Origin of the sequence: Cellulomonas hominis (assembly GCF_014201095.1) — a bacterium.
GTDB lineage: Bacteria > Actinomycetota > Actinomycetes > Actinomycetales > Cellulomonadaceae > Cellulomonas > Cellulomonas hominis.
The window spans coordinates 1,415,230-1,439,428 of sequence record NZ_JACHDN010000001.1 but is presented as its reverse complement, the minus strand read 5'-3'; the positions used below and the strand labels follow the sequence as shown (position 1 = coordinate 1,439,428).

At 75.1% G+C, this 24,199-nt stretch carries 21 protein-coding genes and 1 CRISPR repeat array; of the genes, 10 read left to right on the top strand and 11 right to left on the bottom strand.

Features of this window, described 5'->3' with window-relative positions:
- Positions 1-4 precede the first annotated feature (4 nt).
- On the bottom strand, positions 5-1,168 hold the full coding sequence (locus tag HNR08_RS06790; RefSeq protein WP_146837240.1) for a pyridoxal phosphate-dependent aminotransferase: 1,164 nt from the start codon (positions 1,166-1,168) through the stop codon (positions 5-7).
- A gap of 76 nt (positions 1,169-1,244) precedes the next feature.
- On the opposite strand from HNR08_RS06790, the gene HNR08_RS06785 reads away from it, so the two are divergent.
- The 3 genes from HNR08_RS06785 (at position 1,245) to HNR08_RS06775 (ending at position 5,938) form a co-directional block, all read left to right on the top strand.
- Complete coding sequence (locus HNR08_RS06785) at positions 1,245-2,165, top strand: SHOCT domain-containing protein (protein ID WP_146837238.1); 921 nt, start codon at positions 1,245-1,247, stop codon at positions 2,163-2,165.
- Between the two features lie 93 nt (positions 2,166-2,258).
- Positions 2,259-2,615: a TraR/DksA family transcriptional regulator gene (locus tag HNR08_RS06780; protein ID WP_146837235.1), complete on the top strand. Its 357-nt coding sequence runs from the start codon at positions 2,259-2,261 to the stop codon at positions 2,613-2,615.
- Positions 2,616-2,689: 74 nt separating this feature from the next.
- Positions 2,690-5,938, top strand: coding sequence for an AfsR/SARP family transcriptional regulator (locus HNR08_RS06775; protein WP_146837232.1), 3,249 nt, complete (start codon positions 2,690-2,692; stop codon positions 5,936-5,938).
- 37 nt (positions 5,939-5,975) lie between these two features.
- Here the strand turns inward: HNR08_RS06775 and HNR08_RS06770 are convergent, their stop codons facing one another.
- Together HNR08_RS06770 and HNR08_RS06765 are read right to left on the bottom strand one after the other, a co-directional pair.
- Entirely contained in the window at positions 5,976-6,818 is an 843-nt protein-coding gene (locus HNR08_RS06770) for an ABC transporter permease (protein WP_146837229.1), read from the bottom strand.
- Positions 6,815-7,828, bottom strand: coding sequence for an ATP-binding cassette domain-containing protein (locus HNR08_RS06765; protein WP_146837226.1), 1,014 nt, complete (start codon positions 7,826-7,828; stop codon positions 6,815-6,817). Before HNR08_RS06765 ends, HNR08_RS06770 begins: the two co-directional genes overlap by 4 nt.
- Positions 7,829-8,030: 202 nt before the next feature.
- Here HNR08_RS06765 and HNR08_RS06760 point away from each other — a divergent pair, with 202 nt between their 5' ends.
- The 7 genes from HNR08_RS06760 to HNR08_RS06730 all read left to right on the top strand — a co-directional run bounded on the left by HNR08_RS06760 (position 8,031) and on the right by HNR08_RS06730 (position 13,960).
- Positions 8,031-8,816, top strand: coding sequence for an SDR family NAD(P)-dependent oxidoreductase (locus HNR08_RS06760; RefSeq protein WP_146837223.1), 786 nt, complete (start codon positions 8,031-8,033; stop codon positions 8,814-8,816).
- A 10-nt stretch (positions 8,817-8,826) separates the two neighbouring features.
- The gene (locus HNR08_RS06755; protein ID WP_146837220.1) at positions 8,827-9,513 is read left to right on the top strand and encodes a TetR/AcrR family transcriptional regulator; all 687 of its coding nucleotides are present in this window, start codon (positions 8,827-8,829) and stop codon (positions 9,511-9,513) included.
- Positions 9,507-10,280, top strand: a complete 774-nt coding sequence (locus tag HNR08_RS06750) for a hypothetical protein (protein WP_146837218.1) — start codon at positions 9,507-9,509, stop codon at positions 10,278-10,280. The genes HNR08_RS06755 and HNR08_RS06750 overlap by 7 nt, the downstream gene beginning before the upstream one ends.
- 7 nt (positions 10,281-10,287) lie before the next feature.
- Positions 10,288-11,565 (top strand): aminotransferase class III-fold pyridoxal phosphate-dependent enzyme, encoded by a 1,278-nt coding sequence (locus HNR08_RS06745; protein ID WP_146837215.1) that lies wholly within the window; start codon positions 10,288-10,290, stop codon positions 11,563-11,565.
- Between the two features lie 74 nt (positions 11,566-11,639).
- The gene (locus tag HNR08_RS06740; RefSeq protein ID WP_146837212.1) at positions 11,640-12,911 is read left to right on the top strand and encodes an MFS transporter; all 1,272 of its coding nucleotides are present in this window, start codon (positions 11,640-11,642) and stop codon (positions 12,909-12,911) included.
- A 55-nt stretch (positions 12,912-12,966) separates the two neighbouring features.
- Positions 12,967-13,446, top strand: coding sequence for a VOC family protein (locus HNR08_RS06735; RefSeq protein WP_146837209.1), 480 nt, complete (start codon positions 12,967-12,969; stop codon positions 13,444-13,446).
- Between the two features lie 22 nt (positions 13,447-13,468).
- Positions 13,469-13,960, top strand: coding sequence for an acyl-CoA thioesterase (locus HNR08_RS06730; RefSeq protein WP_246803052.1), 492 nt, complete (start codon positions 13,469-13,471; stop codon positions 13,958-13,960).
- A 10-nt stretch (positions 13,961-13,970) separates the two neighbouring features.
- On the opposite strand, the gene HNR08_RS06725 is transcribed toward HNR08_RS06730, so the two are convergent.
- From HNR08_RS06725 to cas1e, 8 genes are all read right to left on the bottom strand, one after another.
- Positions 13,971-14,840, bottom strand: coding sequence for a Cof-type HAD-IIB family hydrolase (locus HNR08_RS06725; RefSeq protein ID WP_146837206.1), 870 nt, complete (start codon positions 14,838-14,840; stop codon positions 13,971-13,973).
- Positions 14,841-14,880: 40 nt separating this feature from the next.
- Positions 14,881-15,003 (bottom strand): hypothetical protein, encoded by a 123-nt coding sequence (locus HNR08_RS22270; protein ID WP_276509363.1) that lies wholly within the window; start codon positions 15,001-15,003, stop codon positions 14,881-14,883.
- Positions 15,004-15,180: 177 nt separating this feature from the next.
- A complete protein-coding gene (locus HNR08_RS06720) occupies positions 15,181-15,345 on the bottom strand; it encodes a hypothetical protein (protein ID WP_183834890.1) in 165 nt (54 codons plus the stop codon).
- Positions 15,346-15,388: 43 nt separating this feature from the next.
- Entirely contained in the window at positions 15,389-16,342 is a 954-nt protein-coding gene (locus tag HNR08_RS06715; RefSeq protein ID WP_146837203.1) for a hypothetical protein, read from the bottom strand.
- Between the two features lie 569 nt (positions 16,343-16,911).
- Positions 16,912-17,259: a DUF488 domain-containing protein gene (locus HNR08_RS06710; RefSeq protein WP_146837200.1), complete on the bottom strand. Its 348-nt coding sequence runs from the start codon at positions 17,257-17,259 to the stop codon at positions 16,912-16,914.
- Between the two features lie 60 nt (positions 17,260-17,319).
- Positions 17,320-18,957, bottom strand: a complete 1,638-nt coding sequence (locus tag HNR08_RS06705; RefSeq protein ID WP_168431031.1) for a methyl-accepting chemotaxis protein — start codon at positions 18,955-18,957, stop codon at positions 17,320-17,322.
- A gap of 263 nt (positions 18,958-19,220) precedes the next feature.
- Positions 19,221-22,789: a CRISPR direct-repeat array (repeat unit 29 nt; unit sequence GGGCTCATCCCCGCACGCGGGGAGACGAC).
- Between the two features lie 120 nt (positions 22,790-22,909).
- Complete coding sequence (gene cas2e, locus HNR08_RS06700) at positions 22,910-23,257, bottom strand: type I-E CRISPR-associated endoribonuclease Cas2e (protein ID WP_146836717.1); 348 nt, start codon at positions 23,255-23,257, stop codon at positions 22,910-22,912.
- Complete coding sequence (gene cas1e, locus HNR08_RS06695) at positions 23,254-24,198, bottom strand: type I-E CRISPR-associated endonuclease Cas1e (RefSeq protein WP_146836714.1); 945 nt, start codon at positions 24,196-24,198, stop codon at positions 23,254-23,256. The genes cas2e and cas1e overlap by 4 nt, the downstream gene beginning before the upstream one ends.
- Between the last annotated feature and the right edge of the window lies 1 nt (position 24,199).

The following is a 24,199-nucleotide window of genomic DNA, read 5'->3' as shown; positions in this document are numbered from 1 at the left end:
CGGGTCAGCGGGCGGGCGCGGGAGCGGCGGTCCGCGCCGGGAGCCGGGTCAGCCCCGCGCACAGGTCGGCGGCGCTCGCCGTGAGCGAGATGCGGACCCAGCCCTCGCCCGCCGGCCCGAACGCCGAGCCCGGCGCGACGGCGACGCCCTGCGACCGCACGAGGTCCTCGGCCCACGCCGCGACGTCCCCGCCGGACGCGTGCGACACGTCCGCCCACAGGTAGATGCCGCCCGCCGCGGGCAGCCACGGGATGCCGCGCTCGTCGAGGACCGCGGTGGCCAGGTCCCGGTGCGCGCGGTACGTCCGGCGGGCGTGGTCGACCGCGTCCTGCGGTCCGGTCAGCGCCGCGAGGGCCGCGTGCTGCGCCGGGCTGTTCACGCAGGACACGATCGCCTCCTGCACCGTCGGCATCAGCGGCGCGAGCACGTCCGGCACCACGAGCAGCCCGACCCGGAAGCCCGTCATCGCGTGCGTCTTCGAGAAGGTGTGCAGGGTCAGCACCCGGCCGTCGGCGTCGAACCGCGCGGCGGGGACGTGCGGCGCGTCGTAGGTGAACGCGGCGTAGCACTCGTCGGACAGCACCCACAGGTCGTGCCGCCGGGCCAGGTCCACCAGCTCCGCGACCAGGTCCGCCGGCAGGCTCGTGCCGAGGGGGTTCGACGGCGAGTTGAGCAGCAGCACCCGCGTCCGGTCGGTGATCGCCGCCTCGACCGCCGCCGGGTCCGGCAGGAAGCCGTCCTCCGGCCGCAGCACGTACGGCTGGGCCTCGGCCTGGAGCAGCTGCGTCGCCATCGTGAACGGCGGGTACCCCGGGTCCGGCACCAGGACGCCGTCGCCCGCGCCGACCGTCAGGCTCAGCGCCAGGTGCAGGGCCTGCGCCCCGCCCGCCGTCACCCACACGTTGTCCCGGCGCACGGGCAGCGCGTGCTCCGGGTCCAGCCACGCGGCGACCGCGTCCCGCAGCGGGGCGATGCCGCCGTTCGGGGTGTACCGGGTGTCGTCGCGGGCCAGGGCGTCCTGCGCGGCGGCGAGCACGTGCGGCGCCGTGGGCAGGTCGGGCTCGCCCACGCTCAGCACGACGGTCCCCGGCAGCGACCACGCGAGCTCGGTGATCCGGCGGATCCCGGAGGCCGGGACGGTGCGGGCGTGGGCGGCGATCGCGGGCATGTCCGCAGGCTAGACCGGCGATGTGTCCGCCCGATGACGAGGCGGCCGCGGCGGTGTGCGGGCAGGATGGACGCCCGTGAGCACTCCCGTGACCGATCCGCCGACCCTGCCCGGGACGCGCCGGCGCACCCTCGTCCACCTGCTGCTCGTCGCCGGCCTCGGGGCGCTCGCGTGGTGGCTGCTGCGGCTCGGCGCCCACGACGCGACGCTGGTCCGCTGGGAGTGCGCGGCGGGGACGTGCGCGACGGACGACTTCGCGGGCGCCGGCTACCCCCTGGGCGGGATGGTCCTGGCCGGGACCGGGGCCGCGCTGTACAACCTCGCCCGCGGCGCCACGCCGGGCCTCGTGGTCGCGCTCGGCGCGGGCGCGCTGCGCAGCGGCTGGACGGGGGCCGTCGCCGACGGGCTGAACACCCCGGAGGCGGTCCGGTGGCGGGTGCTGGTCGTGACGGTCCTGCTGGTCGCCGGGCTGCTGTGGGCGGTCGTGGGCGGGCTGCGCAGCGCGCGGCGGTCCGGGCTGACGGCGCGCGTGGCGGGCCTGACCGGGACCTGGGCGCGCGTGCGGGACTACGAGGACGTCGGCGGCACGCGGTGCCGGGCGACCGTGCACTTCGCGGACGCGGCCGGCGTCCGGCACGCCGTGCGGACCGAGGTGCCGCGCGAGGCGTTCAAGCAGACCCCGCGGGCGTACTACGACCCGCTCCGGCCCGACGACCCGGAGCGGCTGCGCGTGGTCGTGCCGGCGCTCCCGCCGACCGCCGCCGGGCGCCGGGCCCGGGAGGCCGCGGTGCGGCTGGCGCTGCCGCTGCCGGACGACGACGCCCCCGACGGCCGCCCGGCGGGGGAGCGCGCGTCCGCCCCCGGGCCGGACACGGGCCCGGGCGAGTCGGTCGTCGACGAGCTGGAGCGCCTGCACGCCCTGCACGCCGCGGGCGCGCTGACCCCGCAGGAGTACGCGCGCGCCAAGTCCCGGGTCCTCGACCCGCGCTCCCGGTGAGACTGCAGCAGCTGCGGGGTTCGGGCGGTCGGAACCCGCACCTGCTGCAGTCTCGGCGGGTGCGGCGCGGGCGGGCGGGCGGATACTGATGGGATGACGAGCGGCTTCGAGGCGGAGGAGGTCGCGGCGGTGCTGCACGAGCGCCGGCGCGAGGCCCTCGAGCGGCTCGCCGGCACGGGCGCCGAGCGGGAGGCCGTCGTCCAGGCGGCCCGCGAGTCCGTCACCGACGACGAGCACGACCCCGAGGGCTCGACCATCGCGTACGAGCGCCGGATGCTCGACGCGCTGACGCACGACATGCGCGAGCGGGTGCAGGACGTCGACGCGGCGCTGGACCGGCTGGCCCGCGGGACGTACGGCACGTGCACCCGGTGCCACCGCGCGATCCCGGCCGAGCGACTGCGGGCGCTGCCCACCGCGCGCACGTGCGTGGCCTGCGCCGGCCGCTGACGCGCCCACACGCCGCCCCGCCCCCGCCCACGCGCCCCACCCGCCCGCGCCCGGCGCGGTCCTAGACTGCCGCGGTGCCTGGTCCCGCGTCCGAGCCGCTGCGGCTGACCGTCCTCGGGCAGGTCCGCGCAGCCGCCCCGGGCGGCGACGCGCTGCTCCCCGTGACCGGCCTGGGCGCGAACCTGCTGCTGGCCCTCGCGCTCGAGCCGCGCGGCCTCAGCGCGGCGCGGGCGGTGGACGAGACGTGGCCGGACGGCGCGCCGGCGTCGGGCCGCGCGGCGCTGCAGACCCTGGTGTCCCGGCTGCGGGGCGCGCACCACGCGGGGCTCGTGCGGTCGACGGCTTCCGGCTACGTGCTCGGCGTGGGCCGCGCGGCGGTCGACCTCGCGCGCGCCGCCGACGCCGCGGCCGCCGCCCGGGACGCCCTCGCCGCCGGGGACGCGGCGTCCGCCGCGCGCACGGCACGGGCGGCGCTGGACCTGTGGGACGGCGAGCCCGGCACCGGGGCGACCGCGCCGGACCTCGTGGCCGCGGTCCGGGGCCGGGCGGACGGGGTGCGCCGCGACCTGCTCCGGCTGCACGCCGCCGCGCTGCTCGACCTCGGCGACCCGGCGGCGGTGCCCGCGGCCGAGGACCTGCTCGCGCTGGCGCCGCTGGACGACGGCGCCCACCTGCTGCGGATGCGCGCGCTGCACGCCGCGGGGCGGACGACGGAGGCGGTGGCCGCGTTCGCCGGGTACCGCGAGCGGCTGCGCGACGCGCTGGGCACCGACCCGTCGCCGGAGGTGGCGGCGTTCCACGTCGAGCTGCTGCAGGGCACGGCGGCCTCGACCCCCGCGCCCACCCCCGCCCGCGGCCGGGTGCACGGCCTGCGCGTCGCCCCGAACGCCCTCATCGGCCGGGACGCGGACGTGCGCGCGGTCGAGGCGGCCCTCGGGACGGCGCCGGTGGTCACGGTGCTCGGCACCGGCGGCCTGGGCAAGACCCGGCTGGTCCAGGAGGTCGCGCGCCGGGCGGCCGAGCGGTACCCGACGGTGTACGTGGCCGAGCTCGCGGGCGTCCGCGACGACCCGGACGTGCTGCCCGCGCTCGCGGTCGCCCTCGGGGTCCCCGAGCCGGTGGCCCGCCGGGGCGTGGCCGACGCCCGGGTGCGCAGCCTGCCGGAGCGGGTGCTGGACCGGCTGGGCGAGCAGCCGGCCCTGCTGGTGCTGGACAACTGCGAGCACGTGCTCGCGGGCGTCGGGGAGTGGGTCGCCGAGGTGGTCGGCTCGCTGCCGTCGGTGCAGGTGCTCACGACCAGCCGCGCGCCGCTCGGCGTCCAGGGCGAGCGCGTGCACCCCCTGGAGCCGCTGCCCGCGCTGGACGCCGACGGCGGCCCGGGTGCGGCGGTCCGGCTGTTCACCGAGCGGGCCACGGCCGTGCGCCCGGGCGTCGTGCTGCCGGAGGACGTGGTCGAGCGGCTGTGCCGGCGGCTGGACGGGCTGCCGCTGGCCATCGAGCTCGCCGCGGCCCGCACCCGCTCGCTGACCGTCGTCGAGGTCGAGCGCCGGCTCTCCGACCGGTTCGCCCTGCTGGTGTCCGGGGCGGCGGGCGCCCCGGAGCGCCACCGCACGCTGCGGGCGGTCATCGCGTGGTCCTGGGACCTGCTGACCGAGCGGCAGCGCGCCCTGTGCCGCCGGGCCGCGGTGCTGCCGGACGGGTTCGGCCTGTCCGCGGCGCTCGCGGTCCTGGCGGGGGAGGCGTCCGAGGTCGAGGTGCTGGACGACCTGGACGCGCTGGTCGCGCAGTCGCTGGTGCGCGTCGAGGAGGAGCCGCGGACCGGCGAGGTCCGCTACCGGATGCTGGAGACCGTCCGCGAGTTCGGGCAGCGCGAGGTCCTCGCGGCGGGCGAGGAGGACCGGTTGCGCGAGGCCGTCCTGGACTGGGCGCGGGACGTGGCGTCGGGGGTCGTCCGGCGGGCGGGCAGCCCGGAGCGCGTGCTGCTGGACCCGGTCGGGGAGGTCGAGCACGACAACCTCGTCGCGCTGCTGCGCCGGGAGCTGGCGGTCGGCACGCGCCGGCCGGACGCGGTCCTCGCGCTGTTCGCGGTCGTCGGCCTGCGCTGGATGCTCCAGGGGGCGCACGCCGAGCTGGCGGACGTGCAGCGCGGCGTGCTCGCGGCGAGCGCCGGCTGGGTGCCGGACGGCGACGTCGAGCCCGCGGTCCTGGCGCTGGCGATGCTGGCGGGCACCCAGCTCATGTCCGGCGACCTGCGGGCCGGTGCCCGCGCGCGGCTCGCGGTGCGCCGGGCCGCCGCGGCGGGCGGGCTGCGGCCGGTCACGCGGGTGCTGGCCGAGGTCGTCGACCGGATCGGGGAGCCCGCCGCGCTGGCCCGGATCCTCGCGGGCGCCCGGGAGTCCACCGACCTGCCGACCCGGCGGCTGGCGCTGCTCGCGTCGTGGTCGCTGGCGGAGAACGACTCGGACGTCCCGGCGTCGATCGCCCACGCCCGGGAGGCGTACCACCTGGCGGTGGACACCGACGACCCGTGGACCGCCGTGATGTCCGCGGTGTCCCTGGCGGGCGCGTACAGCCAGACCCTGCGCCCCCAGGAGGCCCTGGACTGGCTGGCCGCCGCGCGCACCGCGCTGGCCGCCCCGCAGATCACGCACCGCGACCTCATGCTGCAGGCGTTCGAGGACAGCCTGGAGCAGGTCTACGGCGTGACCCTGCTCAGCCTGGGCGAGTGGGACGAGGCGGAGCGGGTGTTCGGGCTGGTGGCCCGGGCGACCACCGACGTCCGCGACGCCGAGATCATGTCCGGCCTGGGGTTCGCCGAGGTCGAGCGCGGCCGGCGCGAGGTCCCGCGCGCGCTGGCCCGGTACCGGGCCCTGCTCGCGCGCGCGGCCGGCCGGGACGGCTCCGGGCCGTGGCTGCTGGTCGCGACCGGGGCGTGCCTGGCGGCGCACGTGCTGGAGGGCCGCGCGGACGAGCCGGCGCTGGCCGAGGCCGTGCGGGCGATCCCGGAGGCCGACCTCACCGGCCGGGCGGGCTTCACCGACCGTCCTGTCCTCGGCACGCTGCTCACCGGCGTCGGCACGTGGCGGGTCGCGGTGGCGCCCGAGGACCCGGGCGGGCTGGAGCTGCTGGCGCTCGCGGAGCGGATCGGCGCCCGGCAGGACTTCCCGTGCGGCGTGCTGGCGCCGCACCTGGCGCTCGCGGCCGAGCGGTACGGCGAGGCGGTGGTCGAGCGCGCCCGCACGGCGGCTGCGGCCCTCCCGCACGGCGACGACGTGGTGCGCGCCGTCGAGCTGCTGCACGCCGCGGGGGCGGGGACGGCCTGACCCGGCCCTCCCCGCCCCCGCGGCCGCGCGGCGGCGCTCAGGCCCGCCGCATGTACGCCCGCACCGTGAGCGGCGCGAACACCGCGACCACGATCGCCGCACCGAGCAGCGCCCACCCGGCGTCCGCGGTGATCCCGTTGCCGAGCGTGAGGTCCCGCGCGGCCGTCACCAGGTGCGACACCGGGTTGACGTCCACGAACGCCTTCAGCCACCCGGGCAGCGTGTCCGCGGGGACGAACGCGTTCGACGCGAACGTCAGCGGGAACAGCACGATCATCGAGATGCCCTGCACCGACGACGCGGAGCGGGCGATCACGCCGAAGAAGGCGAAGATCCAGGACAGCGCCCACGCGCTGACCACGACCAGCAGCCCCGCGGCGACGACCCCGACGGTCCCGCCGTCCGGCCGCCAGCCCATGATCAGGCCCATGACCATCGTCAGCGTCGTGGCGATGAGGTACCGGATCGTGTCCGCCAGCAGGGCGCCGGCGAGCGGGGCGATCCGGGCGATGGGCAGCGACCGGAACCGGTCGAACACGCCCTTGTCCATGTCCTCGCGGAGCTGCACGCCGGTGACCACGGACGTGGTGATGACGGTCTGCACGAGGATGCCGGGGATGAAGAACGGCAGGTAGGACTGCACGTCCCCGGCGATGGCGCCGCCGAAGATGTACGTGAACATCAGGGTGAACAGGATCGGCTGGACGGTCACGTCGAACAGCTGCTCCGGCGTGCGCCGGACCTTCAGCAGGCCGCGCCAGCCCATCGTGAACGACTGCCGGACGGCGGCGCCGGGCGTCACCCGGTTGCTGGCCGCGCGGGCCAGGGACTGGGGGTCGACCGCCGGGGCGGCCGGCCGTGCGGGGGTGAGCGTGGTCATGCGCGGGCCTCCTCGAGGTCGCGGTCCTGGGCGTCGTCCTCGGCCGGGGCGGCCGCCGCGGAGGCGTGGCCGGTCAGCGTGAGGAACACCTCGTCGAGCGTGGGCTCCTGCACGGCGATGTCGTGCAGGGGGATGCCGGCCGTGCGCAGGGCGACCAGCAGGTCGCCGGCCGAGTCGGCGGTCGGGACGGGCGCGGACAGCCGGCCGTCGGGGGCGCGGGTGGGCTCGACGCCCAGGACGGCGCGGGCGATCCGCAGCGCCTCGGGCTCGTCGGCCGGCTCGGCCAGCCCGATCTGCAGCCGGGACGTGCCGACGGACGCCTTGAGCTCCGCGCCGGTGCCCTCGGCCACGAGCTGCCCGCGGTCGATGACGGCGATCCGGTCGGCGAGCTGGTCGGCCTCGTCCAGGTACTGCGTGGTGAGCAGCACCGTGGACCCGCCGGCGACCAGGCGGCGCACGGTGTCCCACATCTGCAGGCGGGTGCGCGGGTCCAGGCCGGTGGTCGGCTCGTCCAGGAAGATCAGCGGGGGCTGCGCGATGAGCGACGCGGCCAGGTCGAGGCGCCGGCGCATGCCGCCGGAGAAGTTCTTCAGCGGTCGCGCCGCGGCCTCCGCCAGCCCGAACTCCTCGAGCAGGGCCGCGGACGTGCGGCGGGCGTCGCCCCGGGACAGGCCGAGCAGCCGCGCGAACAGCACGAGGTTCTCGGTGGCGGACAGGCTCTCGTCGACGGACGCGTACTGGCCGGTGACGCCGATCAGCGACCGGACGGCCTGCGACTCGCGGGCGACGTCCCGGCCGAACACGGTGGCCGTGCCGGCGTCGGGGCGCAGCAGCGTGGCGAGCATCCGGATGGTGGTGGTCTTGCCGGCGCCGTTCGGGCCGAGGAAGCCGTACACGGCGCCGGTGCGGATCCGCAGGTCGATGCCGTCGACCGCGCGGTTGTCGCCGAAGGTCTTGACGAGGCCGTGGGCCTCGACGGCCCAGGGGCTGCCGCCGGTGGATGTGGTCATGGTGGTCCCTCCTGTGATGACGGGACCGATCCTCCGGGCGCCCGCTCACACGGCGCTCACGTCCCGCTGACACCCGCGGGCGCCCCGCGTTACCAGTGCGTTACGGCTGGTCCCGGCCCCTTCCGGTGGCCGCCGGGCGGGTGCCATAGTCCGATCTGGGTCGATCGACCCAGTCGCCCGCGCCGCACCCGGGGAGCCCGCCATCACCACCCACCACCGCCCGCTCGCCGTCGTCACCGGCGCGTCCTCCGGCATCGGCACGGAGTTCGCCCGCCGGTTCGCGGCCCGCGGCCACGACCTCGTCCTGGTCGCCCGCCGGGAGGACCGGCTGCGCGCGCTCGCGGCCGACCTCGAGGCGGAGCACGGCGTGACGGCCACCGTCCTGCCGGTCGACCTCGCCGACCCCGCCGGCCCGCAGGCCGTGCTCGACGGGCTGCGGTCCCGGGGCCTGTACGCGGACGCGCTGGTGAACAGCGCCGGGTTCGGCACGTACGGCCCGTTCGCGGAGGAGGACCCGGCCCGCGTGGCCGAGGAGCTGCAGGTGAACGTCGTCGCACTCACCCTGCTGTCCCGGCTGCTGCTGCCCGACCTGGCGGCGTCCCGCGCGGGCGTCCTGGTCAACGTCGCGAGCACGGCGGCCTACCAGCCCGGGCCGTCGTTCGCGGTGTACGCGGCGAGCAAGGCCTACGTGCGGTCGCTCACCGAGGCGCTGTGGCAGGAGCACCGCGGCACCCGGCTGCGGGTGCTCGCGCTGGCGCCGGGACCGGCCGAGACGGAGTTCTTCGACGTCGCCGGCTCCGACCGGTTCCGGATCGGGCAGGTGCTGACCGTGCCGGAGATCGTCGACGTGGCGTTCGCGGCCCTCGACCGCCGCGACCCGCCGCCGTCCGTGGTCGCCGGCCGCCGGAACGCCCTGACCGCCGCGGTCGCCCAGGCGGCGCCCCGCCGGCTCACGCTGCGGGTGGCCGGCCGCCTGGCGGGCGGCTGACGTGCCGCGGATGGCGGTCGCCGACCGGCGGCGCGCGCTCGTGGACGCCGCCGTGCGCGTGATCGCGCGGGACGGGGTCGCCGGCGCGACGACCCGTGCCGTCGTCGCGGAGGCGGGGATGTCGCTCGCGAGCCTGCACTACGCCTTCCCGTCCCGGGAGCACCTGCTCGAGGCCGTGGTCGCCGAGGTCACCGTGCAGGAGCGGCTGGCCGCGGAGGTGGGGCTGCTCCCGCTGCCGGAGGATCCCGCCGGTCCGGCGGAACGAGCGCTCGAGGACGTGATCCGTGACGGGCTGGAGCGGTACGTCGACCTGCTCGAGGCCGACCCGCAGCGCGAGCAGGCGCTGCTGGAGCTCGCCCTGTACGCGATGCGCACGCCCGGGCAGCGGGCGTCGATCGTCGCGCAGTACGACGTGTACCGGGCCTCGGCCGCCGCCAGCCTGACCGCCGCGGCCCTGGCGACCGGCAGCCGGTGGACCGTCCCGCTGGACGACGCCGCCCGCGCCCTCGTCATGGTCACCGACGGCCTGACGACTGCCTGGCTGGCGGACCGGGACACGGACGCCGCCCGCCGCACGGCCCGGTTCGCCGCCCGCGCGCTCGCCGCGCTGGCCGAGCCCGCACCCGCCGCCGCCGCACCCGCCGCCGCCGTCCCCGCCGCCGTCCCCGCCCCGACCCCCGAGGAGCCCCCGTGCTGACCGACACCGACCCGCGCGCCGCGGCGTTCGTGAACCTGCACGCCGTGCTGGGTGCCGTGCCCGAGCTCGTGCGGCGGGTGCCCGAGGCCCGCGCGCTGCTGGACGTGGACCCGCGCCCCGTCTCGATCGCGTTCGCCGTCCGGGGCGGCCCGCGCGCCGTCCTCGCCTTCCGGGACGGTGCCGTCCGCCTGGTGCCCGACCGGACGATCGGGACCGTGCTCCTGCCGTTCACGAGCCCCGAGGCGTTCAACCGGATGATCGACGGCGCCGCGCCGCCCGTGCCGGTGACCGGGCTGCACCGCGTGGGCTTCCTCATGCGGGTGTTCGCGCCCCTCACGGAGCTGCTGACCCGGTACCTCCGGCCGTCGGCGGAGGACCTCGCCGACCCCGCGTTCCGCGCCACGAGCACGGCGCTCACCCTGCACGTCGCGGTCGCCGCGGCGGCCCAGCTCGCCAACGAGGACCGCTCCGGCCGGTTCAGCGCCGCGCACACCGCGGACGGCGACGTCGCGCTGGAGGTCACCGGCTCGCTCGCGTACACCCTGCGGGTCCGGGACCACCGGATGACGTTCCTGCCCGAGCCGTCGCCGAGCCCCCGGGCCGCGCTGACCTTCGCCGACCTCGACACCGCCGGCGCGCTGCTCGCGGGGAAGGTCAGCGCGCTGGCCTGCCTCGGCGACGGCCGGATGGCGATGCGCGGCCACATCGCCATGGTCGACAACGTGAACCGCATCCTCGACCGCGTCGGCCAGTACCTCGGAGAGTGAGCCCGCGATGACCACCACCACCCCCACCGTGCCGTACACCTACGCGAAGAGCCGGGCGGCGTTCGAGCGGGCCCTGCAGGTCGTGCCCTCGGGCGTCTACGGCCACCAGGGTCCGGCCGAGGGCTGCGCCGTGCCGGTGTCGGCGTACCCGCTGTTCTCGCAGCGCGCCGAGGGCACCCGGTTCTGGGACCTCGACGGCAACGAGTACCTCGACTACATGTGCGGCTACGGGCCGAACGTGCTCGGCTACGGCGACCCGGACGTGCAGGCCGCGGCGGCCGCCCAGCAGCGGCTCGAGGACGTCGTCACGATCCCGTCGTCGATCATGGTCGACTTCGCGGAGCTGCTGGTCGACACGGTGGCCAGCGCGGACTGGGCGTTCTTCGCCAAGAACGGCGGGGACGTCACGACGCTGGCCGTCATGACCGCCCGGGCCGCGACCCGGCGCAAGAAGATCGTGTTCTTCGAGGGCTACTACCACGGGGTCGCGCCGTGGACGCAGAAGCTCGACTACCCGGGGGTGCTCGAGGAGGACGTCGCGCACAACCTGGTCGCGCCGTGGGACGACCTGCCCGCCCTGGAGCGGCTGCTCGCCGAGCACCGCGGCGAGGTCGCCGGCCTGATCGCCCAGCCGTACCTGCACGGCAACTTCGCGGACAACCGGCTGCCGAGCCCGGGGTTCTGGCAGGAGGTCCGGCGGCTGTGCGACGCGCACGGGGTGGTGCTGATCGTCGACGACGTGCGCGCCGGCTTCCGGCTGGACCTCGCGGGGTCGGACCACCACTTCGGGTTCAAGGCCGACCTCATCTGCTTCTGCAAGGCGCTGGCCAACGGCTACAACGTCTCGGCCCTGTGCGGCTCCGACGCGCTCAAGGACGTCGTCAGCAGCCTCACGTACACCGGCTCCTACTGGCTGAGCGCGGTCCCGTTCGCCGCGGGCATCGCGACGCTCACCAAGCTCCGTGCGCTCGACGCCCCGGCGCTGTTCGACCGGCTCGGCACGGAGCTGACCACCGGCCTCGTCGCCGCCGCCGCGGACCACGGGCTGCACCTGGTGACCTCCGGCGCGCCGGCGCTGTTCTACCTGCGGCTCGCCGACGACGACTCGCTGATGCTGCACCAGGAGTGGGTCGCCGAGTGCGTGCAGCGCGGCGTCTACCTGACGTCGCACCACAACCACTTCATCAACGCGGCGCTGACGTCGGCGGACGTCGCGCGGACGATCGAGGTCGCGCACGAGGCGTTCGGGATCGTGCGGGCGCGCCACCCGGAGCTCGGGGGCTGACGGGGTTCGATCGGCACGGCGGCACCACCGGCGGCGCACCCGCGCCGCCGCACGGCGGGCGAGAGGTGCGGGCGATGGGCGGTGCGAGGGCGGTGGACGTCCGGGCGCGGGTCGCGGTCGGAGCGGCGTACGCGGCGCAGGGCTTCGGCTACGCGACGGTGGTGACGGCGCTGCCCGCGTTCAAGCAGCGGCAGGGCATCGACGACACCGCGGTGTCGCTCGTCGTCCTCCTGGTCTGTGTGGCGGCCGCCGCCGGGTCGGTCGTGGCCGAGCGCCTGGCGACCCGGCGCGGCAGCCGGGCGGCGCTGCTCGCCGGCCTCGGCGTGCAGGCGGTCGCGCTGCCGCTCGTCGCCGCGTCGGCGCCGATGGTGCCGTTCGTCGCGGGGTTCGGGCTGTACGGCCTGGGGCTCGGCATGGTCGACGCGGCCGGCGGCATCCAGGGTGTGCTCGTGCAGCGCCGGTACGGGCGCCCCGTGATGTCTGGGTTCTTCGCCTGCTACACCGCGGCGGCGGTGGCCGGGGCGCTGGTGATGTCGGCGCTGGTCGGCGCGGCGGCGGTGCCCGGGGCGGCCGGGGCGCTGGTCGTCGCGGCCGTGGTCCTCGCGGGCGCGCTGCTGCTCGGGCGGCCGCGGCTGGTGCCGAGCGACCTCCCGCTCGCGGCGGGAGTGCCGGACCCGGACGTCGCGGTGCCGGCGGCGCCCGCGGGCGGTGCGGCCCCGGGCACCGCGGTGCCGGGCGTCGCGCCGGGCGTGCTCGTCCCGCCCGCGCCCCCGCGGCGCCCGCTGCCGACCCGCGGCATCTGGACGATCGGCAGCGTCGTGCTCGCCGCGTTCGTCGCCGACTCGGCCGTGAGCACCTGGAGCACCGTGTACCTGCACGACGTGCTGCTCGCGTCGGCCGCGGTCGCCCCCCTCGGGTACGCGGCGTACCAGGCGGCGATCCTCGTGACGCGGCTCGCGGGCGACCGGCTCGTGACCCGGACGGGGCGCGGGCCGCTCGTGGCGGTGACGGCGCTCGCGGCCGCGGCCGGTCTGGTGCTCGTCGCGCTCGTGCCCGCCCCGGCCGCCGCGGTCCTCGGCTTCGCGGTCGTCGGTGTCGGCGTCGGGGCGCTGGTCCCGCTCGCGTTCTCGGCGGCGGGCGACCTCGACCCCGCGCGGACCGACGAGGTCGTGGCCCGGGTCAACCTGTTCAACTACGCCGGCGCGGTGCTCGGCGCGGTCGCCGTCGGGCTGCTCGCGGACGGACCCGGGCTCGAGGTGGCGTTCCTGCTGCCGGCCCTGCTCGTGGCGCCGGTGGCCGCGACCGCGCGGGCGTTCGCGCCGTCCGGATCGCCGGCCGGGCGGTGACGGGCAGGGGTCCGCTGGCGCAGACTGGGCCGCACCCGAGTCGAGGAGGCCTCCCGTGCAGACCCGCGTCCACCCCTTCCTCTGGTACGACCGCGAGGCCGAGCAGGCCGCCGCGCTCTACACCTCGCTGATCCCGAACTCCCGCGTCCTCGAGACCCGGCGCTACCCGGACGGCGCCCCCGGCGTCGAGCCCGGGCAGGTGATGGGGGTGACGTTCGAGCTGGACGGCCTGCCCGTCGAGGCCCTCAACGCCGGGCCGCAGTTCCGGTTCACCGAGGCGTTCTCCTTCTACGTCTCGGTGGACACGCAGGACGAGGTGGACCACCTGTGGGACGGCCTGATCGCCGGGGGCGGCGAGCCGTCGCAGTGCGGCTGGCTCAAGGACCCGTACGGCCTGTCCTGGCAGATCGTGCCGCGGGTGCTGGAGGAGCTGCTGCAGGACCCCGACCCCGGGCGGTCCGGCCGCGCCATGCAGGCGATGCTGGCGATGCAGAAGCTCGACGTCGCCGCCCTGCGCGCCGCCGCGGACGGCTGACCCGGCGACCTACGCTGGGCCGGTGACCGACCCCCTCACCCTGAGCGCGACCCCGGCCGGCGGCGACCCCGCCGCGCACCGCGGGCGCGTGACCATGCAGGTCCGCTGGTCCGACGTGGACCTGTTCGCCCACGTCAACAACGCCGCGTACCTGCGGTTCCTCGACGACGCCCGGTTCGCGCTGTTCCCGTCGATGGGCGTGGACCCCGCCGGGCGGCCGACGGACTCGCTGCTCGTCGTCGTCAAGCACGAGATCGAGTACCTCGCGCCGCTGGGGTTCCGGCCCGCGCCGGTCGCGGTGGACGTCTGGGTGCCGCGGATCGGCCGGTCCTCGGTGGACTTCGGGTACGAGGTGCTGGACGCGGACGGCGACGAGCCGGTGGTCTACCTGCGCGCCCGGTCCCGGATGGTGCAGCTCGACCGGCAGGCGCACGAGCCCCGGCCGTTCTCGGCCGAGGAGCGCGCGGTGTTCGAGCGGTACCCGGGCGAGGCGCCGGTCCTGCACGGGTGGTGACCGGGCGGCGTCACCGCCCGACGTCGACCCCCAGCGCCGCTGCGATCGTCCGGACCACGCCGTCCCGGGCGTTCGCCGGCGCGACGTACCGCGCCCGCGCCCGGACGTCCGGGTGCGCGTTGTCCATCGCGAACGACCAGTGCGCGGCGTCCAGCATCCCGGCGTCGTTGAGGTAGTCCCCGAACGCCATCGTCTGCGCGGCCGTCACCCCGAGGCGCTCCTGCACCCGGCGCAGCGCGTGCCCCTTGTCGGCGGCCGGGTTCATCACGTCGAGCCAGTGCTGCCCGGACACCACGACGCGCAGCCGGTCCGCGAGGTCAGCGAACGCCGGCGCTGCCACGTCCTCGATGGACCCGAAGTCGAACACGGCGATCTTCAGCACCACGTCGTCCACGGCCGTGACGTCGTCGACCTGCTCCAGCCAGGCGTAGTGCCGCCGGGCGTGCTCGGCGAACGGGCCGTCGCCGCGCTCGACGTACCCGGACCGCTGCCCGCACAGCACCATGCCGACGTCCCGCCCGGCAGCCGCGAGGTCCCGCACCCGCTGGACCACGACCGGCACCTCCTCGGCGGGCAGCGGGTCGGTGGACAGCGCCTCGCCGCCCTGCGCGACGTAGGCGCCGTTCTCCGCGATGTACACCAGGTCCCGGCCCCGGTCGCCGAACAGCTCCCGGAGGTTCGCGTACTGGCGGCCGCTCGCCGGGCAGAACGCGATGCCGCGCCGCTCCAGCTCGTCCAGGACGGGCCAGAACGTCGCCGGCACCCGGCCTCGTTCGTCCAGCAGCGACCCGTCCATGTCGGAGACGACCAGCCGGACGTCGAGGTCCTCCGGGAGGGCGGGCGGGTCGAGCACGGGCGTCACGGAGGTGGCGAGGGGCATGGGGCCCATTGTCTCGCGGCTGCGGAGAGGGTCGCCGCCGTCACCGCCCCTCGAGCAGCCGGCGCAGCACCGTGAGGTTGCTCGGCTCGACCTCACAGGTCGTCACCAGCATGGTCGGGCCACGCGTCCACACGGGCGCGGTCTGCGGGCTGATCAGCAACATCCTGGCCGCCGCCGGCACGTCAGGGGGGGTGTGGGCGCGCGAGTCAGGGCAGCGCATCCTGGGACGCGAAGGCCACCGGTCGGTGAAGCGGAGGACTGGGCCCCTCCACTTCATCGCCGGAGGCCTTCGCCTGTCAGGACGACCACCCGCCGAACGGTGGAATGATCTTCCTGGACGTCACGACTTGTCGGTTCGCTGATCGCGTCGCGGACGGCGACGCCACAAGAACCGCTGGGCCAACCAGTACACGACACCGAACGCCACGACGAGCACGTAGTCCTCGACGGTGTGCAGGTTGCCGGTCGCGGCCATGCCGGCGAGCAGAAGCAGGGAAGAGCTCACTGCCTCAAGAGCAGATCTGCTCATGCCAGCCCCTGGTCGCGGATCATGCGACTGGCTTCCAGCCCACGAGCGTGAGCATGGGCGTTGCGTGTGGCGGCATCGGGACGACGAGGAACTTCAGCTCGACCCGCTGCTTGTTCTTCGCTGCCGACTTGAACGTGTTGGCGATGCTCTTGATGGTGTCACCGGTGATTGCCATGCACGCCGCGGCTGCCGGGCCGTTAGGAATCGCGCCGCAGAGAATGCCGACGTAGTGGGCTCTGTCCGTGATGGGGCTCGCCGCGATCGACTTGGTCTCTTGCTGAGAAAAGTAGACGTAGATGCCCGTGCCGACGGTGACCGTCGGGTCGGCCACGATCGGGTAGGTCGCGCCTGGGCCGGGACGGACCATCTGGATCAGCTTCGAGCCCTCGACCGTGTAGCTCGTGTCGACGTCTCGTCCGGCTGCATCGACGGCCCACGGGGGAGCGACCTCGCCACGGGACATGACTACTTCCCCGTCGTCGTCACTGACGAGGAGGGCGCTGCCGTCATCCCTGAGCTTTGGTGCGATGCCGTCGCTGAAATCGTAGGTGAAGGTGTGCGGCGCCTCGGGATCGGCGATAACGGTCTGAAGCCGAACGTCGCCCGCAGTCGTGGTCTGCACAGCCACGTCGACCCCCCTGCCGACCGCCGGGAAGACGACCGTGCCGTCGGTGGCAGTCTGCGCGGACGTGACGTTGACCTCGGCGGGCAGATCGATCCCGAACGGAGCGACCAGTCCGTCAGCATCTTCGATGGTGACGGGCAGCTCCGGCGAAAGCGGAATCGTCGTCACGGCAGTCTCCGTGATGAAGTGGATTGCCCCGTCTGCCTCAGATCCGACTTCGAGTGGGCTCGAACGCGGCGCGATCGCCTCAATGAGCTCAGCGGTTTGCTCAACCGGGTCCGACGTAGGTGCGGCATGGGCCGAGCCGCCCGCGGTGATGAGTAGTGCGAGGATCGCGACCGCGACCATTTTCCTGCGAGATGGATGTTGCATCGTTGCGCACTCCAGCCGAATGGAAACGGCCCCCAACACGAGGCACGTTACGTGGCCCGTGCGTTGTGCATGAGAGTTCTGGCCCTGGCTAACTCGAAGGCGGGCGCCCATCCGGGCCGCGCCTCGTGGTGGGACGTAGCCACAAGAGGCAAAGGTCCTGGACTGCTCCGCGTCTCGTTCGAATCTCGGAGTGATCGAGTCGATGTGCGTGCGCCCGGGGCTCGTCCCCGGGTGAGGGGAGCGGGCACGTCCACACCAGCGACGAGGCCCGCCGGCACCCACTTGCCCTGCACTCCTCCGCGTGAGTAGGTCTACCGCCGAGCTCGTGAGCCGGCACCAGCGAGTCCGCTGCCCCGCCCCTGCGGGGCTCCATGACCATCCCTGGCTACTGGAGGGCGCCGCGCACCGTGCTGTCTGCCGAGCCGGCCGCATCCGGGGCTCGCCTCTTGCGCGCCCCGGTCGCCTCCAACGCCCTCGACGGCGCCGCCGAGCACGCCGGGTGGCCGGTGCCCGACCTCGCCGCGGTGGCCGCGGCGGTCTGACTGCTACCGGGCGTCGAGCAGCCGGCGCAGCACCGTGAGGTGGCTCAGGTCCACCTCGCGCGTCGCGGTCACCAGCGTCGTGGGGCCGCCGGCCACCAGGTCCGCCAGCTGCGCGAACGCCTCCGCGCCCGGCCCGCCCGCCAGCTCGGCGGCGTACCGGTCCGCGAACTCCTCGAACGCCTCCGCGCGGTGGCCGTACCACCGGCGCAGCTCCGTGCTCGGCGCGACCTGCGGCAGCCACGCGTCCACGCGGGGGTCGTCCTTCCGGACACCACGGGGCCAGAGCCGGTCCACCAGCACCCGGCGCGTGGCGCCGTCGGGCTGCTCGTAGACGCGACCGACCTGGACCATGGGCCCATCATGCTCCGCCGGCCGGCCGGGACGGCAGCGCCCCGGCCGGCCCGCGACCGCTCAGTAGGTGAACCCCGACACCCGCCCCCGCAGGTCCGTCGCGATCCGCGCGAGGTCGTCGATCGAGGTCCCCATCGACCCGAGGACCCGCGTGCTGGACGCCGTGGCCGTGGCCACGCCGGTGATGTTGCTCGCGATCTCCCCCGACCCCGTGGCCGCCTCGGCGACCGACCGGGACATCTCGGTGGTGGTGGCGGTCTGCTCCTCCACCGCGCTCGCGATCGTCAGCTGGTAGTCGTTGATGCTCGCGATGATGTGCGAGATCTCCCCGATCGCCGCGACGGCCCCGGTGGTGTCGTTCTGGATGGCCTCGACGCGGCGCGCGATGTCCTCCGTCGCGCGGGCCGTCTCCTGCGCGAGCTCCTTGACCTCCCCGGCGACGACGGCGAAGCCCTTGCCGGACTCGCCCGCCCGGGCGGCCTCGATCGTGGCGTTCAGCGCCAGCAGGTTCGTCTGCTCGGCGATGCTCGTGATGACCTTGACGACGTTGCCGATCTCCGTGCTCGACGTGCCGAGGCGCGCGACCTGCTCGTTGGTCGCCGCGGCGGCGTCGGTCGCCCGGCCGGCCACCTTGGCGGCCTGCGTCGCGTTCTGGGCGATCTCCCGGATGCTGGCGCCCATCTCCTCAGCGCCCGCGGCGACGGTCTGCACGTTGCGCGACACCTGCTCGGCTGCGGCGGCGACCACCCCGGCCTGCGCGGACGTCTCGTCGGAGCCGGCCACCACCTGCGCGGAGGACGCGGCGAGCCGCTCGGCGGCCGCGGCCACGTCGTTCGCGGACCCGACGATCTCCGCGACGGTGCCGCGCAGGGCGCCGGCGGCCCGGTCGAGCGACGCGGCCGTGCGGCCGATCTCGTCACCGCCGCCCACGCCGCTGCGCGCCGTGAGGTCGCCCTGGGCGAGCGCGTCGGCCACGCGGCGCACCCCGTTCATCCGCGAGCTGAGCCGCCGCGCGACGACCAGGGCCACGAGCGCCGAGAGCACCGCGCCGATCACGAGGCAGCCGAGCACCAGCCACGTGCGCTGCCCGGCGTCCGCCGCTGCCTGCTCGTCCGCGGCCTTCGACGCGGCCACCTGCAGCTCGACCAGCCGCTCGATGCCGTCCGTCACCGCCTGCCCGATCGGCGCGGTCTCGTTCTGCAGCGTCTGCGCCCGGTCCTCGTCACCGGCCGCCCGGGCCGCCGCGGTGTCGGCGATCTTCTGCTGGTACGTGACGACCTCGTCGTGCACGGCCGCGACCGCGTCGGCCTGCTCGGTCGTCAGCCCGTCCTGCTCCGCGTACTGCGCGGCCAGGTCGCCGACCTGCGTCAGTGCGGCGTCGCGGGCGTCCTGGAACCCCGCGATCATCTCGGCGTCGCCCGTGGCGACCTGCTGGTACAGCGCCGCGATCGTGTTCTGCCGGGCGGTGACCATCTGGAACCGCATCTCCCCGGCGAGGGCGGTGCCCTGGACGTCCTCGTCGTACATCCGGTGCGAGACGTCGGCCATCTGCCGGACCGAGGACACGGACACGAGGCCCACCACGACGGTCGCGAGGACCGCGATCGCGACCGTGAGCAGGATCTTCGCGGCGAAGCCGAGCCCGGCCACCCTGGCGCCCACCCGTGTTCCGCGCCTGTCGTCCGCCACCGTCGTCATCGACCCGCTCCTTGGGCTCCGGCACCGCTCGTGCGGCGGCGCTCCGCCGTTCCGATCGGCGCTGGGGCGGGTGATAAACCGGTTAAGAGGCGGAACGACCCGAACGGGGGACGGCGGAGGGGCGGTGCGGGTGACACCGGAGCGCCGAGTGCAGGCCCCGCTTCACCCGGCCGGTCGCACGCGACCGCTCACGCGAGCACGCTCGAGGACCGCACCACCAGCTCCGGCTGGAACACCACGTGGTCCCGCACGGGGTTCCCGTCCGGCTCCTCCCCGCACGCGGGGAGACGACGTGACCGGGAGGGTCTTCGCGGGGACCAGGGAGGGCTCATCCCCGCACGCGGGGAGACGACCGCCGGCAACGGTGTGCTCGGGTCCGGGTTCGGGGGCTCATCCCCGCACGCGGGGAGACGACCGATGCTGGACAGATGGCCCCGGCACCACGACGGGCTCATCCCCGCACGCGGGGAGACGACCGCGGCTCGCACGCCGATCTGCGCACGTCCGAGGGCTCATCCCCGCACGCGGGGAGACGACGGAGTGCCCGCAACGAGCACTTCGCTGTCGCTGGGCTCATCCCCGCACGCGGGGAGACGACGCAGCGCAACGCGGCGATGGCGACGATTTTCGGGGCTCATCCCCGCACGCGGGGAGACGACTTCTTCGTGAACAGGGCGCGCAGCTTGGCCAGGGGCTCATCCCCGCACGCGGGGAGACGACGCCCAGCAGGATCCACTTGACGACGCTCATGCCGGCTCATCCCCGCACGCGGGGAGACGACCGCCGACTGCTGCCGGTGGGCATCTCGGCGTCGGGCTCATCCCCGCACGCGGGGAGACGACACCCGGACCCGGTCGATCGAGATCGCCCCGAGGGGCTCATCCCCGCACGCGGGGAGACGACCGCCGACTGCTGCCGGTGGGCATCTCGGCGTCGGGCTCATCCCCGCACGCGGGGAGACGACACTCCCGCGTACGGGGCGATGACCGCACCGACGGGCTCATCCCCGCACGCGGGGAGACGACCTGACCGGCGTCGCCGTGCTGGCGGTGAAGACGGGCTCATCCCCGCACGCGGGGAGACGACACGTACGACACGTTCCTCGGGCAGATGGACCAGGGCTCATCCCCGCACGCGGGGAGACGACGTGATCTTCCCGGCGTTGAGCGAGGTGACCGGGGGCTCATCCCCGCACGCGGGGAGACGACCCGGGCGAACTCGCGGTCACCGTGCGACCCAAGGGCTCATCCCCGCACGCGGGGAGACGACACCCGTGACCGGTTCATCGAGACCGCGCAGCAGGGCTCATCCCCGCACGCGGGGAGACGACCTGAACGGCCGCGAGCTGAAGTTCCTCGCGGTGGGCTCATCCCCGCACGCGGGGAGACGACGCGATGCGCTCCTCCGCGCGGACCGTCACGAGGGGCTCATCCCCGCACGCGGGGAGACGACGAACCGCGGACGGAGTCCTTCCGGGTGAAAGGGGGCTCATCCCCGCACGCGGGGAGACGACTTGGACGGGTTCGCCGCTGCCCATGCGAGGCTGGGCTCATCCCCGCACGCGGGGAGACGACGTGGGAGCTCAACCTGTGAGCGCGGAGTCGGCGGGGCTCATCCCCGCACGCGGGGAGACGACGACCTGGCGATGATCGAGGACCGGATCAACACGGGCTCATCCCCGCACGCGGGGAGACGACGACCTCAAGGGCGCGACCGAGCCGACGCGCACCGGCTCATCCCCGCACGCGGGGAGACGACGCGATGTCGATGTACTCCCCGGTCGCGAGCGTGGGCTCATCCCCGCACGCGGGGAGACGACGAGCTCGCGTCGGTGGGCCAGCGCCTGCAGGAGGGCTCATCCCCGCACGCGGGGAGACGACGTGTGCGTGTGGCCCGACGCCCACGCGATCACGGGCTCATCCCCGCACGCGGGGAGACGACGAGCTGGTCGATCTCGTTGGCCTGCTGGGCGCGGGCTCATCCCCGCACGCGGGGAGACGACATCGTCACCCAGACGATCACGGTGCCGGCGGGGGGCTCATCCCCGCACGCGGGGAGACGACTTCGTGAAGTCGTTGCCCGTGACGATGTAGTTGGGCTCATCCCCGCACGCGGGGAGACGACGACGTGAGTCCGATGTTCGCCAGGATCAGGTACGGCTCATCCCCGCACGCGGGGAGACGACCCGGAGGGGCACCCGTTCATCGGGCGGGGCCTGGGCTCATCCCCGCACGCGGGGAGACGACGTCTGCGGCACTAGCGCCGCGATCAGGCGCCGGGGCTCATCCCCGCACGCGGGGAGACGACAAGATGGACAACCTGAAGGGCGACCTTGAGCAGGGCTCATCCCCGCACGCGGGGAGACGACGACCTCGATGGCGTCGTGTACGTCGGCGGGGAGGGCTCATCCCCGCACGCGGGGAGACGACGCCCCGTCGCCCTTCGCGCCGTAGTCCTTCACGGGCTCATCCCCGCACGCGGGGAGACGACTTGTCGCAGGTGCAGGGCGGCCCGGAGATCGACGGCTCATCCCCGCACGCGGGGAGACGACCTCACCCCGCAGTCGAAGGAGGCGCAGGCCCAGGGCTCATCCCCGCACGCGGGGAGACGACTGGCTCTCCTCAGTTCGTGAGTCGCTTCGCGAGGGCTCATCCCCGCACGCGGGGAGACGACCGGCCCGCGGTAGCCTGCGACACGAGGCCCATGGGCTCATCCCCGCACGCGGGGAGACGACACGGGCGTCTCACCAGCGGCGGCCAGCCGCTGGGGCTCATCCCCGCACGCGGGGAGACGACTCACGTCGATGGCGACGAAGGAGATCGAGCGGCGGCTCATCCCCGCACGCGGGGAGACGACCACAGGAGGTCACCCAGGATGTCCCCGAGCGCCGGCTCATCCCCGCACGCGGGGAGACGACTTCACGGCTGCGGTGTTCAACCCTGCGTCCCGGGGCTCATCCCCGCACGCGGGGAGACGACAGGCTTCCGTACCCCCCCGAGGGACCCCCCGCCGGCTCATCCCCGCACGCGGGGAGACGACCATCACGACTCCACCCCCTCGACGCGCACGCCGGGCTCATCCCCGCACGCGGGGAGACGACGCCGGGTGAGGACTCGGTGGGCGAGCGGATGCGGGCTCATCCCCGCACGCGGGGAGACGACTCCCCGGCCTTCTCCGCCGCCGGGATCAGCAGGGGCTCATCCCCGCACGCGGGGAGACGACGAACCCCGGGTACGTCCGCACGCTCGACCCGGCGGCTCATCCCCGCACGCGGGGAGACGACGCAACCCGTCACCCCCTCGGGAAGTCCGGCACGGGCTCATCCCCGCACGCGGGGAGACGACGGCTTCGTGAGGCACCCGCACGCGCACCCGGCCGGCTCATCCCCGCACGCGGGGAGACGACCGGCGGCCGCATGACGAGCGGCCTGCCCTACCCGGCTCATCCCCGCACGCGGGGAGACGACTCGCCGTTCCCGGCGCCCGCGACGGCCCAGTAGGGCTCATCCCCGCACGCGGGGAGACGACCCGATCCCCCCTGGTGGCTCGGTGACGTACGCGGGCTCATCCCCGCACGCGGGGAGACGACCTCGCGACGCTGGCGGTGAAGAAGTTCGCGGACGGCTCATCCCCGCACGCGGGGAGACGACTCAGCGGCCTCCAGGTCGCCGGCGGCGTGGCGGGGCTCATCCCCGCACGCGGGGAGACGACGAGATCAGCGTCGCCTCGTCCGTGCCCGAGCCCGGCTCATCCCCGCACGCGGGGAGACGACTTCGGGGCCGGGCCGATCGCCTTGGACCACACGGGCTCATCCCCGCACGCGGGGAGACGACACTTCCTGACCTGTGACGATACCCGCTCGACGTGCGTTTTCACTTCACTCCGCGCACCCTCGCAGAGGGCTGTCGCGCCCGCCGCTGGGCGCGACGATCAGCGCTGATGAACCTGTGCCGCTACCGTCCGATCCGCCGACGCCGCCCGGCGTTGCTCCACCCCGCGGCCGGTGCCGGCGCGTCGGCCGACTCCGCCCCGTGCGGCCGGAGCATCAGCGTGAGCCCTTCGACGTCGACCGGCTCCCAGTGGTGCCCGTGGCTGCGGAGGGCGAACCCCTGCTCGGTGCGGGCGGTGTGCGCCATGACCGCGCGGCCGCGGCCGGACAGCTCGACCACGCGGTCCCAGAGCTCGTCACGCACGCGGGTGCTGACCTTCCCGACGAAGACCCCGGCGGAGACCTCGATCAGCCAGCGGGTGAGGTGCCCGCGCAGGCCCTCCGGGCAGGCGGTCAGCACGAGGACGATCACCAGTCCGGCTCCGCGTAGGACGTGCCACCGGCGACGACACGATCGCCCCCGTCCCAGAGGTGGACCAGGTCGGCGTCGGGCTCCTCCTCTGGCGGGTCGGTCGGGAGCAGGAGAGTGCGGATGTCGCGTGCGCACGTGTCGAGCAGCGCGCCGTCCCGGAAGCGGTCGCGCATCGCGCGCCTGGTCTCAGCGCCGATGTCCATCGAGGTGTGCGCCGCGACCTCGAAGGCGCACGGGATGGCGTACTCCGCCTTGTACAGGTCGGCGACGTCGAAGACGAACGACCGTACGTGTCCGGTATGGACGAAGCCGAGGCCGGGGGAGCAGCCGAGCGCGACGATGACGGCGTGGGTGATCCCGTAGAGCGCGGTGGTCGCGGCGGACAGAGCTTGGTTGACGGGGTCGCCGGACTCGAAGTCCGTGGGGTCGTAGCGTCGGTTCTTCCACTCGATGCCGTGCAGGGCAGCCTGCTCGCGGTAGCAGCGGCGGACCCGCGCCCCTTCCCGTCCACGGAGCTGCTGCATCGTCAGGGTGGTCGTGTCCTCGCCGGGGAAGCGCATGGCATACATCTCGCGGGCGACTCTCAGTCGCGACGGACGGTGCGTGACGAGCTCGGCCTGCGCCAGCAGCAGCGTGGACGAGCGCGCCAGGGACCGGCCGTGCGCGTAGTAGCGCACGCCGCGCTCCCCGACCCAGACCACCGTGGCGCCGCAGTCGCCGAGCAACATCATCGCGTGGTGGCTGATCTGGACGCCGGGGCCGAGCAGCAGCGCCCCGACCGAGGCGGCGGGGATGTGCACCGTGCCGCGTTCGTCGGTGGCGGTCACCGCGTTGGACTCGCGGTGCACGACGCAGCGCTCCAGGTAGAGGAACGACAGCCGGTCCTGCGCGCGGGTCAGCTCGCCGAGCTCAGGCGGGCGGGTGCCCGGGATGCGCGCCATG